Genomic DNA, 13784 nt, shown 5'->3' on the forward strand with positions numbered 1-13784 from the left:
ACGGGTATCACGCAAGTGATGCGGTAGAGGAGCGTTCTGTAAGCCTGTGAAGGTGAGTTGAGAAGCTTGCTGGAGGTATCAGAAGTGCGAATGCTGACATGAGTAACGACAATGGGTGTGAAAAACACCCACGCCGAAAGACCAAGGTTTCCTGCGCAACGTTAATCGACGCAGGGTTAGTCGGTCCCTAAGGCGAGGCTGAAAAGCGTAGTCGATGGAAAACAGGTTAATATTCCTGTACTTCTGGTTATTGCGATGGAGGGACGGAGAAGGCTAGGCCAGCTTGGCGTTGGTTGTCCAAGTTTAAGGTGGTAGGCTGAGATCTTAGGTAAATCCGGGATCTTAAGGCCGAGAGCTGATGACGAGTTACCCTTTGGGTGACGAAGTGGTTGATGCCATGCTTCCAAGAAAAGCTTCTAAGCTTCAGGTAACCAGGAACCGTACCCCAAACCGACACAGGTGGTTGGGTAGAGAATACCAAGGCGCTTGAGAGAACTCGGGTGAAGGAACTAGGCAAAATGGCACCGTAACTTCGGGAGAAGGTGCGCCGGTGAGGGTGAAGCACTTGCTGCGTAAGCCCACGCCGGTCGAAGATACCAGGCCGCTGCGACTGTTTATTAAAAACACAGCACTCTGCAAACACGAAAGTGGACGTATAGGGTGTGACGCCTGCCCGGTGCCGGAAGGTTAATTGATGGGGTTAGCTAACGCGAAGCTCTTGATCGAAGCCCCGGTAAACGGCGGCCGTAACTATAACGGTCCTAAGGTAGCGAAATTCCTTGTCGGGTAAGTTCCGACCTGCACGAATGGCGTAACGATGGCGGCGCTGTCTCCACCCGAGACTCAGTGAAATTGAAATCGCTGTGAAGATGCAGTGTATCCGCGGCTAGACGGAAAGACCCCGTGAACCTTTACTATAGCTTTGCACTGGACTTTGAATTTGCTTGTGTAGGATAGGTGGGAGGCTTTGAAGCGTGGACGCCAGTCTGCGTGGAGCCATCCTTGAAATACCACCCTGGCAACTTTGAGGTTCTAACTCAGGTCCGTTATCCGGATCGAGGACAGTGTATGGTGGGTAGTTTGACTGGGGCGGTCTCCTCCTAAAGAGTAACGGAGGAGTACGAAGGTGCGCTCAGACCGGTCGGAAATCGGTCGTAGAGTATAAAGGCAAAAGCGCGCTTGACTGCGAGACAGACACGTCGAGCAGGTACGAAAGTAGGTCTTAGTGATCCGGTGGTTCTGTATGGAAGGGCCATCGCTCAACGGATAAAAGGTACTCCGGGGATAACAGGCTGATACCGCCCAAGAGTTCATATCGACGGCGGTGTTTGGCACCTCGATGTCGGCTCATCACATCCTGGGGCTGAAGCCGGTCCCAAGGGTATGGCTGTTCGCCATTTAAAGTGGTACGCGAGCTGGGTTTAGAACGTCGTGAGACAGTTCGGTCCCTATCTGCCGTGGACGTTTGAGATTTGAGAGGGGCTGCTCCTAGTACGAGAGGACCGGAGTGGACGAACCTCTGGTGTTCCGGTTGTCACGCCAGTGGCATTGCCGGGTAGCTATGTTCGGAAAAGATAACCGCTGAAAGCATCTAAGCGGGAAACTTGCCTCAAGATGAGATCTCACTGGGACCTTGAGTCCCCTGAAGGGCCGTCGAAGACTACGACGTTGATAGGCAGGGTGTGTAAGCGCTGTGAGGCGTTGAGCTAACCTGTACTAATTGCCCGTGAGGCTTGACCATATAACACCCAAGCAATCTGTAGACTCGAAAGAGGCCAGATTGCGGTGTGTGAAGACGAGATGAACCGAAAGTTCGAGTCAAAACCCACAAACTATCGCATACCCATTCGCTGGAACGTGACCGCAAGGCACGCGCTGGCTACCGAATTTCTTGACGACCATAGAGCATTGGAACCACCTGATCCCATCCCGAACTCAGAAGTGAAACGATGCATCGCCGATGGTAGTGTGGGGTTTCCCCATGTGAGAGTAGGTCATCGTCAAGATTAAATTCCGAAACCCCTATCTGCTGACGCAGGTAGGGGTTTTGTTTTGCCCGCAGGAAAGCGCTTGGGTGTTTCTATGCAACCGTCTTGTGCATGGCTATCATGCGGGCCTCGTTATCAGGCGCAGTTCGTATGCTCACGTTGCTAAAACTTCTGAAGGACGGCCGTTTCCATTCGGGCCAGGCGCTGGGTGCTGGGTTAGGTATCAGTCGTAGTGCGGTATGGAAACAATTGCAGCACCTGGAGGCGGAATTAGGCTTGTCTGTACATAAGGTTCGGGGCAAGGGGTATCGCCTGGCGAAGCCGCTGTTGCTTTTGGATGCGGCCGAAATCCGCGCGGCAGAAGGCTGTGAGTGGCCTGTTCACCTGTTTGATTCCATTGACTCCACCAATGCCGAAGCGCTGCGGTCCATCGGGCGTGGGGTGGAAGCGCCATTCCTTGTTCTGGCCGAGCGGCAAATGGCCGGTCGGGGACGTCGCGGCCGCAAATGGGTCAGTCCATTCGCCGAAAATCTCTATTACAGTCTGGTGCTGCGCATTGACGGTGGCATGCGGCAGATTGAGGGGCTCAGTCTTGTCGTTGGGCTCGCCGTCATGCATTCGTTGCGTGATATGGGAGTTGTTGAGGCAGGGCTAAAGTGGCCTAACGATGTGTTGGTAGGTGAAAAGAAAATCGCCGGCATACTGCTTGAGCTGGTAGGGGACCCTGCGGACGTTTGTCACGTTGTCCTGGGTGTCGGCGTAAACGTGAATATGCAATCGACTGATGAGGTTGATCAGCAGTGGACGTCCATGAGCCTTGAAGCGGGTCGTGATTTTGACCGGAACGAGTTGGTGGCGCGAATGAGTGGAAAGCTTCAGGGGTATCTGGAGCTGCATCATGCGTCGGGATTCGCAGCGATCCAGTCGGAGTGGGAGCAATATCATTTGTGGCAGGGGCGGGCTGTGTCGCTGATTGCCGGTATCAATCGTATCGACGGCGTGGTGATGGGCATTGATCGCCAAGGTGCGCTGCGTTTGAAGGTGGATGGTGTGGAAAAGACATTCAGTGGTGGCGAGCTCAGCTTGAGGTTGCGTGATGATTCTTGAGCTTGATTGCGGCAACAGTTTTATCAAGTGGCGTGTTGTTCGTGCAGATGGCGTCACCCCTGTCGGCGGTGGGGTAGTCGGCTCGGATAGCGATTTGCTCGCGAGCCTGACAGGCTCAGATAAATTTCAGCTGAAGAAATGCCGTCTTGTCAGCGTCAGGACTCCTGAGGAGACCGATTCGTTGGTCGCCTCCCTGGTAGAGACATTTGGGGTCTCCGTGGCTCGCGCAACACCTACCCAAGAGATGGCGGGCGTTACAAACGGTTATGAAGACTATGAGCGCTTGGGGCTTGATCGATGGCTGGCTTTGCTCGGTGGGTACCACCTGGCTTCGGGCGCATGCCTGGTTCTGGATTTTGGTACGGCAATCACGGCAGATTTCGTAGCGCCTGACGGGCAGCACTTGGGAGGGTTCATCTGCCCTGGGATGCCTCTGATGCGTAACCAGTTACGTACCCATACCCGGCGAATCCGCTATGACGATACTGCTGCAGAACGGGCTCACGAGAGTCTTGCTCCTGGCAGGGCAACGGTCGAGGCGGTGGAGCGTGGTTGTATGCTGATGTTGAGAGGCTTCGTGCTGACTCAGCTTGAATTGGCGCGGCGATATTGGGGAGAGGATTTCGAGGTGTTTCTAACGGGAGGGGATGCCGATCTGGTTTCCGGGGTTGTTCCAGATGCCAAGGTGGTGCCTGACCTGGTTTTTGTTGGTTTGGCGATGGCTTGTCCTTTGTCTTGAGGTTTTCTATGCGGTGGCTGTTTTTATTGTTGCTGGTTTTAAATGGCTTCTATTACATCTGGCATCAGCAGGAGGTCCCGCTTCGCGCCAAGGATGTCACTCCGCTGAGCCTGTATCGGGGTTCGCAGCAAGACATTCATCTCTTGAGCGAGACGGCGGATGCGCTAGTCAGGCGTGAGCCGGGTAAATCGAGTGAAGGGCAAAAGAACTGCAATTACCTGGGTGGCTTCGTTCGCCCGGAGCTGGCCAGGCAATTGGAGCAGCGACTGGCTTCTTCGGGGGTTGCGGGCCGTACCGTTACGTTTAGCTCGCCAGCGTCTCCAGAGTCTGGTGGATTCTGGGTCCAGGTTCCACCGGACAGCGCGGCGAAGATGAATGAGGTGCTGCTTCAAAACCTTTCCAAAGATTTCAATGAGTTAAAACATAAAATAATGCCTTGCGAAGGGGTTGCGCCTGCTGGGTAGTTTGCATAGAATGGCGCCCGCTTCGCAGTGAAGACCTTTAACGGTCATCGGTACGAAGCGGCGTCAACGCAGCTAACCTCAGGTTTTTTATGAGAAAATGCTTGACAGAAGGCTGGCATGATATAGAATGCCGGCTCGCTTAGGAGGGGTTCCCGAGCGGCCAAAGGGATCAGACTGTAAATCTGACGTCTACGACTTCGAAGGTTCGAATCCTTCCCCCTCCACCATTTTTAGCGTGAGCTGCAAGCTCCGCGGGTATAGTTTAGTGGTAGAACCTCAGCCTTCCAAGCTGATGATGCGGGTTCGATTCCCGCTACCCGCTCCAAGTTTGCAGGTTGTGCAAAGTGTTTTGCTCTTGTAGCTCAGTTGGTAGAGCACACCCTTGGTAAGGGTGAGGTCAGCGGTTCAAATCCGCTCAAGAGCTCCATATTACAAGGCAGATATGAAAATATCTGCCTTTGTTTTAATGGCTCGTGTGAATCGCTAAATTCTTCTCCTAGGGGTGATTTCGATGGCTAAGGAAAAGTTCGAACGTAATAAGCCGCACGTCAACGTTGGTACCATCGGTCACGTCGACCACGGTAAAACCACGCTGACCGCTGCTCTGACCCGTGTCTGCTCCGAAGTTTTCGGTTCGGCCAAGGTTGACTTCGACAAGATCGACAGCGCCCCGGAAGAAAAAGCTCGCGGTATCACCATCAACACCGCTCACGTTGAATACGATTCGGCTGTGCGTCACTACGCGCACGTTGACTGCCCAGGTCACGCCGACTACGTAAAAAACATGATCACCGGTGCTGCCCAGATGGATGGTGCGATCCTGGTTTGCTCGGCCGCTGATGGTCCGATGCCGCAAACTCGTGAGCACATCCTGCTGTCCCGTCAGGTAGGCGTTCCGTACATCGTTGTCTTCCTGAACAAGGCTGACATGGTTGACGACGCTGAGCTGCTGGAACTGGTTGAGATGGAAGTGCGTGACCTGCTGAGCACTTACGATTTCCCGGGTGATGACACTCCAATCATCATCGGTTCGGCTCTGATGGCTCTGAACGGCCAAGACGACAACGAAATGGGTACCACTGCGGTCAAGAAGCTGGTTGAGACTCTGGACAGCTACATCCCAGAGCCTGAGCGCGCTATCGACAAGCCGTTCCTGATGCCAATCGAAGACGTATTCTCGATCTCTGGTCGCGGTACTGTTGTGACTGGTCGTGTTGAGCGTGGCATCGTCCGTATCCAGGAAGAAGTTGAGATCGTCGGTCTGCGCGACACTCAGAAAACTACCTGCACCGGCGTTGAGATGTTCCGCAAGCTGCTCGACGAAGGTCGTGCTGGCGAGAACTGCGGCGTGCTGCTGCGCGGCACCAAGCGTGACGACGTTGAGCGTGGCCAGGTTCTGGTCAAGCCGGGCACCGTCAAGCCGCACACCAAGTTCACCGCAGAAGTTTACGTTCTGAGCAAGGAAGAAGGCGGCCGTCATACTCCGTTCTTCAAAGGCTACCGTCCACAGTTCTACTTCCGTACAACTGACGTGACTGGTAACTGCGAGCTGCCAGAAGGCGTTGAAATGGTAATGCCAGGTGACAACATCCAGATGACTGTCACTCTGATCAAGACCATCGCGATGGAAGACGGTCTGCGTTTCGCTATCCGTGAAGGCGGTCGTACCGTCGGCGCCGGCGTCGTAGCCAAGGTCATCGAGTAAACAGTTGTAATGTCTTTTTCGGGCCGGCATAATGGTCGGCCTGATTTTGTTTTAGGTCAGTAGCTCAATTGGCAGAGCGACGGTCTCCAAAACCGTAGGTTGGGGGTTCGATTCCCTCCTGACCTGCCAGATTCACTTGGTGTGTCTGGCTTTCTTTTCACAGGATCTTCATAGATGACTCCTAAAGCTGAAGCTCAAGGCTCTCGCTTCGATCTGCTCAAGTGGCTAGTGGTAGTCGCTTTGGTGGTTGTTGGCGTTGTTGGCAATCAGTATTTTTCTGCTTCGCCGATCCTGTACCGCGTACTTGCATTGCTTGCTATTGCTGCTGTTGCTGCCTTTGTAGGCCTGCAAACAGCCAAGGGCAAGTCTTTCTTTGTACTCGCTAAGGAAGCTCGCACCGAGATTCGTAAAGTCGTATGGCCGACTCGCCAAGAAACCACGCAGACCACGTTGATCGTTGTGGCTGTTGTTCTGGTAATGGCGTTGCTGTTGTGGGGGCTTGATTCCCTGCTCGGCTGGCTTGTTTCCTTGATTGTTGGCTAAGGGTGTCCCGTGGCTAAGCGTTGGTACGTTGTGCATGCTTACTCGGGTTACGAGAAGCATGTAATGCGCTCGCTGATAGAGCGCGTAAAGCTGGCTGGCATGGAAGATGGCTTCGGCGAGATTCTGGTCCCCACTGAAGAAGTGGTGGAGATGCGTAACGGCCAGAAGCGCAAAAGTGAACGCAAGTTCTTTCCAGGCTATGTGCTGGTACAGATGGATATGAACGAAGGGACTTGGCACTTGGTCAAGGATACCCCTCGGGTGATGGGCTTCATCGGCGGAACCGCCGACAAGCCTGCGCCGATCACTGACAAAGAGGCAGAAGCAATTCTGCGTCGCGTCGCTGATGGTAGCGACAAGCCGAAGCCGAAGACGTTGTTTGAACCAGGTGAAGTTGTACGGGTCACTGATGGTCCATTCGCCGATTTCAATGGTACGGTCGAAGAAGTTAACTACGAAAAGAGCCGGATCCAAGTGGCAGTGCTCATTTTCGGTCGCTCTACTCCGGTAGAGTTGGAGTTCAGTCAGGTCGAAAAGGTCTGATTGAGCAGGCATCCCAACCCCGCAGCCCAAGGCTGTGGGGTTTTGTCGTCACTGGGATAAACGCGCAAGCAACCGGGGAGCCTTTCGAGGCGTTCGAACCCGTAATTGGAGTGCCTCATGGCCAAGAAGATTACCGCTTACATCAAGCTGCAAGTGAAGGCCGCTCAGGCTAACCCAAGCCCACCCGTTGGTCCTGCACTGGGTCAGCACGGCGTGAACATCATGGAATTCTGCAAGGCTTTCAACGCCCGTACCCAGGGTCTTGAGCCAGGTCTGCCGACTCCAGTGATCATCACTGTCTACAGCGACCGTAGCTTCACTTTCGAAACAAAAAGCACCCCTGCTTCGGTTCTGCTGAAGAAGGCTGCAGGTTTGACCAGCGGTTCCGCTCGTCCAAACACCGTTAAGGTTGGCACCGTTACCCGTGCTCAGCTGGAAGAAATCGCGAAAACCAAAAACGCGGATCTGACTGCAGCTGATATGGATGCAGCCGTGCGTACTATCGCCGGTTCTGCTCGTAGCATGGGCCTTAACGTGGAGGGTGTGTAATGGCTAAGCTGACCAAGCGTCAAAAGGCTATCGCCGGCAAAATCGAAGCAGGCAAGGCCTACAACTTTGTAGACGCCGCCGCTCTGCTGGCCGAGCTGTCGACTGTCAAGTTCAGCGAGTCGTTCGACGTTGCTGTAAACCTGGGCGTTGACCCACGTAAATCCGACCAGGTCGTTCGTAGCGCTACCGTGCTGCCACACGGCACTGGCAAGACCGTACGTGTTGCCGTGTTCACCCAGGGCCCTGCAGCTGAAGCTGCTCTGGCTGCTGGCGCTGATCGCGTAGGCATGGACGACCTGGCTGCCGAAATGAAAGGCGGCGACCTGAACTATGACGTCGTGATCGCATCCCCGGATGCCATGCGTGTTGTAGGTCAGTTGGGTCAGATCCTCGGTCCACGTGGCCTGATGCCTAACCCTAAGGTTGGTACCGTGACTCCAGACGTAGCCACCGCGGTTAAAAACGCCAAGGCTGGTCAGGTTCGTTATCGCACCGACAAAAACGGCATCATCCACACTTCCGTTGGCAAGATCGGCTTCGACGCCGTCAAGCTGAAGGAAAACGTTGAAGCCCTGATCGCTGATCTGAAGCGTATCAAGCCAGCTTCTTCGAAAGGTATCTACGTCAAGCGCGTTACCCTGAGCACCACTATGGGCCCAGGTCTGATCATCGATCAGAGCTCGCTCGACGCGTAAGACTCAGGTTGGCGCAAGCGATTGCGCCAATCACATATTGGGGTCCCTGCCTGGCGGGGGCTGTCCAAGACCGTAGGCGACGCAAGTCTTAAACCACAAGCCTACGCAGATGGTGCTCCCGGTTCCTTACCGAATCAGACACCAAAACGACATTCGGTTTCGATCGGATGAAACGGTAACAAGCAGGAGTTAAACCCGTGGCAATTAAACTCGAAGACAAGAAGGCCATCGTCGCTGAAGTCAACGAGGCTGCCAAAGCTGCTCTGTCCGCTGTCGTGGCTGATGCCCGTGGCGTAACAGTAGGCGCTATGACCGGACTCCGTAAAGAGGCTCGTGAAGCTGGCGTTTACGTACGTGTTGTACGTAACACCCTGCTCAAGCGCGCTGTTGCTGACACTGAATACAGTGTTCTCAACGACGTGTTCACCGGCCCGACCTTGATCGCGTTCTCCACCCAACATCCAGGCGCTGCTGCCCGTTTGTTCAAGGAATTCGCCAAAGGTCAGGACAAGTTCGAGATTAAGGCAGCTGCGTTCGAGGGCAAGTTCCTCGCAGCTAACCAGATCGACGTACTGGCAACTCTGCCGACCCGTGACGAAGCAATTTCTCAGCTGATGAGCGTGATTCAAGGCGCAACCAGCAAATTGGCTCGTACTCTGGCGGCACTGCGCGACCAGAAAGAAGCTGCCGCAGCCTAAGGCTCGACACTCCTTTTCGCGTTTTTTGTTTATTTCGATGGTCGCGTAGGCCGTCCCCCAATCCAGGAATTTAGAGTCATGTCTATCTCTCAAAACGATATCCTCGAAGCCGTTGGCAACATGTCCGTAATGGAAGTTGTTGAACTGATCAAAGCTTTCGAAGAAAAATTCGGTGTTACCGCTGCTGCTGCTTCCGCTGGTCCAGCTGTTGCTGCTGCCGTTGCTGAAGAGCAAACCGAATTCAACGTCATGCTGACCGAAGCTGGCGAGAAGAAAGTTAACGTGATCAAGGCAGTACGTGAACTGACCGGTCTGGGCCTGAAAGAAGCCAAGGCTGTAGTTGACGGCGCTCCTGCCATGGTTCTGGAAGCTGTTGCCAAAGACGCAGCCGACAAAGCCAAAGCAGTACTGGAAGAAGCAGGCGCTAAAGTCGAGCTGAAGTAAGCATCGACTTTGCGTCTCCAGCCCGAGCGTTAAGCGACAGGCTGATGGCTGGTGGCTCTTGCCACCGGCCTTTTTCCGTTATTGGCAGCCGACTGGGTCGGTGCTGATCACGCGCTGTAACCACCCGATGTGGTGGCGCAAACCAAGGGGTTTGCACGATTTTCTGGCTGCTCCCGTCGGGAGGGGCCAAACAAGCAGGTGACCAAGCTGGGGAACGCTGATGGCTTACTCATATACTGAGAAAAAACGTATCCGCAAGGACTTTAGCAAGTTGCCGGACGTCATGGATGTGCCGTACCTCCTGGCCATCCAGCTGGATTCGTATCGTGAATTCTTGCAAGCGGGAGCGACTAAAGATCAGTTCCGCGACGTGGGCCTGCATGCGGCCTTCAAATCCGTTTTCCCGATCATCAGCTACTCCGGCAATGCTGCGCTGGAGTACGTCGGTTATCGCCTGGGCGAACCGGCATTTGATGTCAAAGAATGCGTATTGCGCGGTGTGACTTACGCCGTACCTTTGCGGGTAAAAGTGCGCCTGATCATTTTCGACAAAGAATCGTCGAACAAAGCGATCAAGGACATCAAAGAGCAAGAAGTCTACATGGGTGAAATCCCCCTGATGACTGAAAACGGTACCTTCGTAATCAACGGTACCGAGCGTGTAATCGTTTCCCAGCTGCACCGTTCTCCGGGCGTGTTCTTCGACCACGACCGTGGCAAGACGCACAGCTCCGGCAAACTGCTCTACTCCGCGCGCATCATTCCTTACCGCGGTTCGTGGCTGGACTTCGAGTTCGACCCGAAAGACTGCGTATTCGTGCGTATCGACCGTCGTCGCAAGCTGCCTGCATCGGTACTGCTGCGCGCGCTCGGCTATACCACCGAGGAAGTGCTGGACGCGTTCTACACCACCAACGTCTTCCATGTGCAGGGTGAAAACCTGAGCCTGGAGTTGGTGCCTCAGCGCCTGCGCGGTGAAATCGCCGTCCTGGATATCCAGGATGACAAGGGCAAGGTTATTGTCGAGCAAGGTCGTCGTATCACCGCTCGCCACATCAACCAGCTGGAAAAAGCCGGGATCAAAGAGCTGCAGGTGCCGATGGACTACGTCCTGGGTCGCACCACCGCCAAGGTCATCGTGCATCCGGCCACTGGCGAGATCATTGCCGAGTGCAACACCGAGCTGACCACCGAGATCCTGGCGAAAATCGCCAAGGCTCAGGTTGTTCGCATCGAGACTCTGTACACCAACGATATCGACTGCGGTCCGTTCATCTCCGATACGCTGAAGATCGACTCCACCGGCAACCAACTGGAAGCCCTGGTAGAGATCTATCGCATGATGCGTCCTGGCGAGCCACCAACCAAGGATGCCGCCGAGACCCTGTTCAACAACCTGTTCTTCAGCCCTGAGCGCTATGACCTGTCTGCGGTCGGCCGGATGAAGTTCAACCGTCGTATCGGTCGTACCGAGATCGAAGGTTCGGGCGTGCTGAACAAGGACGACATCGTTGCGGTGCTTAAGACCCTGGTCGACATCCGTAACGGCAAAGGCATCGTCGATGACATCGACCACCTGGGTAACCGTCGTGTCCGCTGCGTAGGCGAGATGGCCGAAAACCAGTTCCGTGTTGGCCTGGTGCGTGTCGAGCGCGCGGTCAAGGAACGTCTGTCGATGGCTGAAAGCGAAGGCCTGATGCCGCAAGACCTGATCAACGCCAAGCCAGTGGCTGCGGCGGTGAAGGAGTTCTTCGGTTCGAGCCAGCTGTCGCAGTTCATGGACCAGAACAACCCGCTGTCCGAGATCACCCACAAGCGTCGTGTCTCCGCACTCGGCCCAGGCGGTCTGACTCGTGAGCGTGCAGGCTTCGAAGTTCGTGACGTACACCCGACTCACTACGGTCGCGTATGCCCGATCGAAACGCCGGAAGGTCCGAACATCGGTCTGATCAACTCCCTGGCTGCCTATGCGCGCACCAACCAGTACGGTTTCCTTGAGAGCCCGTACCGTGTGGTGAAAGACGCCCTGGTTACCGACGAGATCGTATTCCTGTCCGCCATCGAAGAAGCTGATCATGTGATCGCCCAGGCTTCGGCCACGATGAACGACAAGAAAGTCCTGACCGACGAGCTGGTAGCGGTTCGTCACTTGAACGAGTTCACCGTCAAGGCGCCGGAAGACGTCACCCTGATGGACGTATCGCCCAAGCAGGTAGTTTCGGTTGCTGCGTCGCTGATCCCGTTCCTCGAGCACGACGACGCCAACCGTGCGTTGATGGGTTCGAACATGCAGCGTCAAGCTGTACCGACCCTGCGTGCCGACAAGCCGCTGGTAGGTACCGGCATGGAGCGTAACGTTGCCCGCGACTCCGGCGTTTGCGTCGTGGCTCGTCGTGGTGGCGTGATCGACTCCGTCGATGCCAGCCGTATCGTGGTTCGTGTTGCCGATGACGAAGTTGAAACTGGCGAAGCCGGTGTCGACATCTACAACCTGACCAAGTACACCCGCTCCAACCAGAACACCTGCATCAACCAGCGTCCGCTGGTGAGCAAGGGTGATCGGGTTCAGCGCAGCGACATCATGGCCGACGGCCCGTCCACCGACATGGGTGAACTGGCACTGGGTCAGAACATGCGCATCGCGTTCATGGCATGGAACGGCTTCAACTTCGAAGACTCCATCTGCCTGTCCGAGCGTGTGGTTCAGGAAGACCGCTTCACCACGATCCACATTCAGGAACTGACCTGTGTGGCCCGTGACACCAAGCTTGGCCCGGAAGAAATCACCGCGGACATCCCGAACGTGGGTGAGGCTGCACTGAACAAACTGGACGAAGCCGGTATCGTTTACGTAGGTGCCGAAGTAGGCGCAGGCGACATCCTGGTCGGCAAGGTCACTCCGAAAGGCGAGACCCAACTGACTCCGGAAGAGAAACTGCTGCGTGCCATCTTCGGTGAAAAAGCCAGCGACGTGAAAGACACCTCCCTGCGTGTGCCTACCGGCACCAAGGGTACCGTCATCGACGTACAGGTCTTCACTCGCGACGGCGTCGAGCGTGATGCTCGTGCACTGTCCATCGAGAAGACTCAGCTCGACGAGATCCGCAAGGATCTGAACGAAGAGTTCCGTATCGTTGAAGGCGCGACTTTCGAACGTCTGCGTTCCGCTCTGGTAGGCCACAAGGCAGAAGGCGGCGCAGGCCTGAAGAAAGGTCAGGAAATCACCGACGAAGTTCTCGACGGTCTTGAGCATGGTCAGTGGTTCAAACTGCGCATGGCTGAAGACGCTCTGAACGAGCAGCTCGAGAAGGCCCAGGCCTACATCGTTGATCGCCGCCGTCTGCTGGACGACAAGTTCGAAGACAAGAAGCGCAAACTGCAGCAGGGCGATGACCTGGCTCCAGGCGTGCTGAAGATCGTCAAGGTTTACCTGGCAATCCGTCGTCGCATCCAGCCGGGCGACAAGATGGCCGGTCGTCACGGTAACAAAGGTGTGGTCTCGGTGATCATGCCAGTTGAAGACATGCCGCACGATGCCAACGGCACCCCGGTCGATGTGGTCCTCAACCCGTTGGGCGTACCTTCGCGTATGAACGTCGGTCAGATCCTCGAAACCCACCTGGGCCTTGCGGCCAAAGGTCTGGGCGAGAAGATCAACCGCATGATCGAAGAGCAGCGCAAGGTCGCGGACCTGCGTAAGTTCCTGCACGAGATCTACAACGAGATCGGCGGGCGCAACGAAGAGCTGGATACCTTCTCCGACCAGGAAATCCTGGATCTGGCGAAGAACCTGCGCGGCGGCGTTCCAATGGCTACCCCGGTGTTCGACGGTGCCAAGGAAAGCGAAATCAAGGCCATGCTGAAACTGGCAGACCTGCCGGAAAGCGGCCAGATGCAGCTGTTCGACGGCCGTACCGGCAACAAGTTCGAGCGTCCGGTTACCGTTGGCTACATGTACATGCTGAAGCTGAACCACTTGGTAGACGACAAGATGCACGCTCGTTCTACCGGTTCTTACAGCCTGGTTACCCAGCAGCCGCTGGGTGGTAAGGCGCAGTTCGGTGGTCAGCGTTTCGGGGAGATGGAGGTCTGGGCACTGGAAGCGTACGGTGCTGCTTACACTCTGCAAGAAATGCTCACAGTGAAGTCGGACGATGTGAACGGCCGGACCAAGATGTACAAGAACATCGTGGACGGCGATCACCGTATGGAGCCGGGCATGCCCGAGTCCTTCAACGTGTTGATCAAGGAAATTCGTTCCCTCGGCATCGATATCGATCTGGAAACCGAATAACACGTGACGCGAATC

Annotated in this window: 11 protein-coding genes, 4 tRNA genes and 2 rRNA genes (1 of these 17 cut by a window edge); all 17 read left to right on the forward strand. The window is 55.4% G+C overall.

From position 1 onward, the window contains the following. Nucleotides 1–1741, forward strand: a 23S ribosomal RNA gene (locus tag J3P94_RS03545) (it extends 1151 nt beyond the left edge of the window). 149 nt (nucleotides 1742–1890) lie between these two features. After that, a 5S ribosomal RNA gene (rrf, locus tag J3P94_RS03550) occupies nucleotides 1891–2006 on the forward strand. 132 nt (nucleotides 2007–2138) lie between these two features. Next, complete coding sequence (gene birA / locus J3P94_RS03555; protein WP_434571465.1) at nucleotides 2139–3095, forward strand: bifunctional biotin--[acetyl-CoA-carboxylase] ligase/biotin operon repressor BirA; 957 nt, start codon at nucleotides 2139–2141, stop codon at nucleotides 3093–3095. Beyond that, the gene (locus tag J3P94_RS03560) at nucleotides 3085–3834 is read left to right on the forward strand and encodes a pantothenate kinase (RefSeq protein WP_434571467.1); all 750 of its coding nucleotides are present in this window, start codon (nucleotides 3085–3087) and stop codon (nucleotides 3832–3834) included. The genes birA and J3P94_RS03560 overlap by 11 nt, the downstream gene beginning before the upstream one ends. Nucleotides 3835–3842: 8 nt before the next feature. Beyond that, nucleotides 3843–4298: a hypothetical protein gene (locus J3P94_RS03565; protein ID WP_434571469.1), complete on the forward strand. Its 456-nt coding sequence runs from the start codon at nucleotides 3843–3845 to the stop codon at nucleotides 4296–4298. Nucleotides 4299–4440: 142 nt separating this feature from the next. Further along, nucleotides 4441–4525: transfer RNA gene (locus J3P94_RS03570), tRNA-Tyr, on the forward strand. 24 nt (nucleotides 4526–4549) lie between these two features. Further along, nucleotides 4550–4623, forward strand: a tRNA-Gly gene (locus tag J3P94_RS03575). Between the two features lie 26 nt (nucleotides 4624–4649). Further along, nucleotides 4650–4725, forward strand: a tRNA-Thr gene (locus J3P94_RS03580). An 84-nt stretch (nucleotides 4726–4809) separates the two neighbouring features. Next, entirely contained in the window at nucleotides 4810–6003 is a 1194-nt protein-coding gene (tuf, locus tag J3P94_RS03585; protein ID WP_003186103.1) for an elongation factor Tu, read from the forward strand. Nucleotides 6004–6056: 53 nt separating this feature from the next. After that, nucleotides 6057–6132: transfer RNA gene (locus J3P94_RS03590), tRNA-Trp, on the forward strand. Nucleotides 6133–6177: 45 nt separating this feature from the next. Further along, nucleotides 6178–6546, forward strand: coding sequence for a preprotein translocase subunit SecE (gene secE, locus J3P94_RS03595; RefSeq protein WP_024776457.1), 369 nt, complete (start codon nucleotides 6178–6180; stop codon nucleotides 6544–6546). A 9-nt stretch (nucleotides 6547–6555) separates the two neighbouring features. After that, entirely contained in the window at nucleotides 6556–7089 is a 534-nt protein-coding gene (nusG, locus tag J3P94_RS03600; protein ID WP_010443972.1) for a transcription termination/antitermination protein NusG, read from the forward strand. Nucleotides 7090–7206: 117 nt separating this feature from the next. Next, entirely contained in the window at nucleotides 7207–7638 is a 432-nt protein-coding gene (gene rplK, locus J3P94_RS03605; protein WP_003176435.1) for a 50S ribosomal protein L11, read from the forward strand. Next, a complete protein-coding gene (gene rplA, locus J3P94_RS03610; protein ID WP_030138521.1) occupies nucleotides 7638–8333 on the forward strand; it encodes a 50S ribosomal protein L1 in 696 nt (231 codons plus the stop codon). The genes rplK and rplA overlap by 1 nt, the downstream gene beginning before the upstream one ends. A 197-nt stretch (nucleotides 8334–8530) precedes the next feature. Continuing rightward, complete coding sequence (gene rplJ, locus J3P94_RS03615) at nucleotides 8531–9031, forward strand: 50S ribosomal protein L10 (RefSeq protein ID WP_003206099.1); 501 nt, start codon at nucleotides 8531–8533, stop codon at nucleotides 9029–9031. 78 nt (nucleotides 9032–9109) lie between these two features. Next, on the forward strand, nucleotides 9110–9475 hold the full coding sequence (gene rplL, locus J3P94_RS03620; protein WP_003206098.1) for a 50S ribosomal protein L7/L12: 366 nt from the start codon (nucleotides 9110–9112) through the stop codon (nucleotides 9473–9475). 220 nt (nucleotides 9476–9695) lie between these two features. Next, nucleotides 9696–13769 carry a DNA-directed RNA polymerase subunit beta gene (rpoB, locus tag J3P94_RS03625; protein WP_434571472.1) on the forward strand — a complete coding sequence of 1358 codons (4074 nt, stop codon included), beginning with the start codon at nucleotides 9696–9698 and terminating at the stop codon, nucleotides 13767–13769. Nucleotides 13770–13784 lie beyond the last annotated feature (15 nt).

The sequence above is a fragment of the Pseudomonas sp. Z3-8 genome, from assembly GCF_051131975.1.
In the GTDB taxonomy this organism is placed as follows: domain Bacteria; phylum Pseudomonadota; class Gammaproteobacteria; order Pseudomonadales; family Pseudomonadaceae; genus Aquipseudomonas.

Bases quoted from the DNA above. Each gene is read 5' to 3' on its own strand.
- birA (WP_434571465.1), top strand. From the start codon at position 2,139: ATGCTCACGTTGCTAAAACTTCTGAAGGACGGCCGTTTCCATTCGGGC.
- J3P94_RS03560 (WP_434571467.1), top strand. From the start codon at position 3,085: ATGATTCTTGAGCTTGATTGCGGCAACAGTTTTATCAAGTGGCGTGTT.
- J3P94_RS03565 (WP_434571469.1), top strand. From the start codon at position 3,843: ATGCGGTGGCTGTTTTTATTGTTGCTGGTTTTAAATGGCTTCTATTAC.
- tuf (WP_003186103.1), top strand. From the start codon at position 4,810: ATGGCTAAGGAAAAGTTCGAACGTAATAAGCCGCACGTCAACGTTGGT.
- secE (WP_024776457.1), top strand. From the start codon at position 6,178: ATGACTCCTAAAGCTGAAGCTCAAGGCTCTCGCTTCGATCTGCTCAAG.
- rplK (WP_003176435.1), top strand. From the start codon at position 7,207: ATGGCCAAGAAGATTACCGCTTACATCAAGCTGCAAGTGAAGGCCGCT.
- rplA (WP_030138521.1), top strand. From the start codon at position 7,638: ATGGCTAAGCTGACCAAGCGTCAAAAGGCTATCGCCGGCAAAATCGAA.
- rplL (WP_003206098.1), top strand. From the start codon at position 9,110: ATGTCTATCTCTCAAAACGATATCCTCGAAGCCGTTGGCAACATGTCC.
- rpoB (WP_434571472.1), top strand. From the start codon at position 9,696: ATGGCTTACTCATATACTGAGAAAAAACGTATCCGCAAGGACTTTAGC.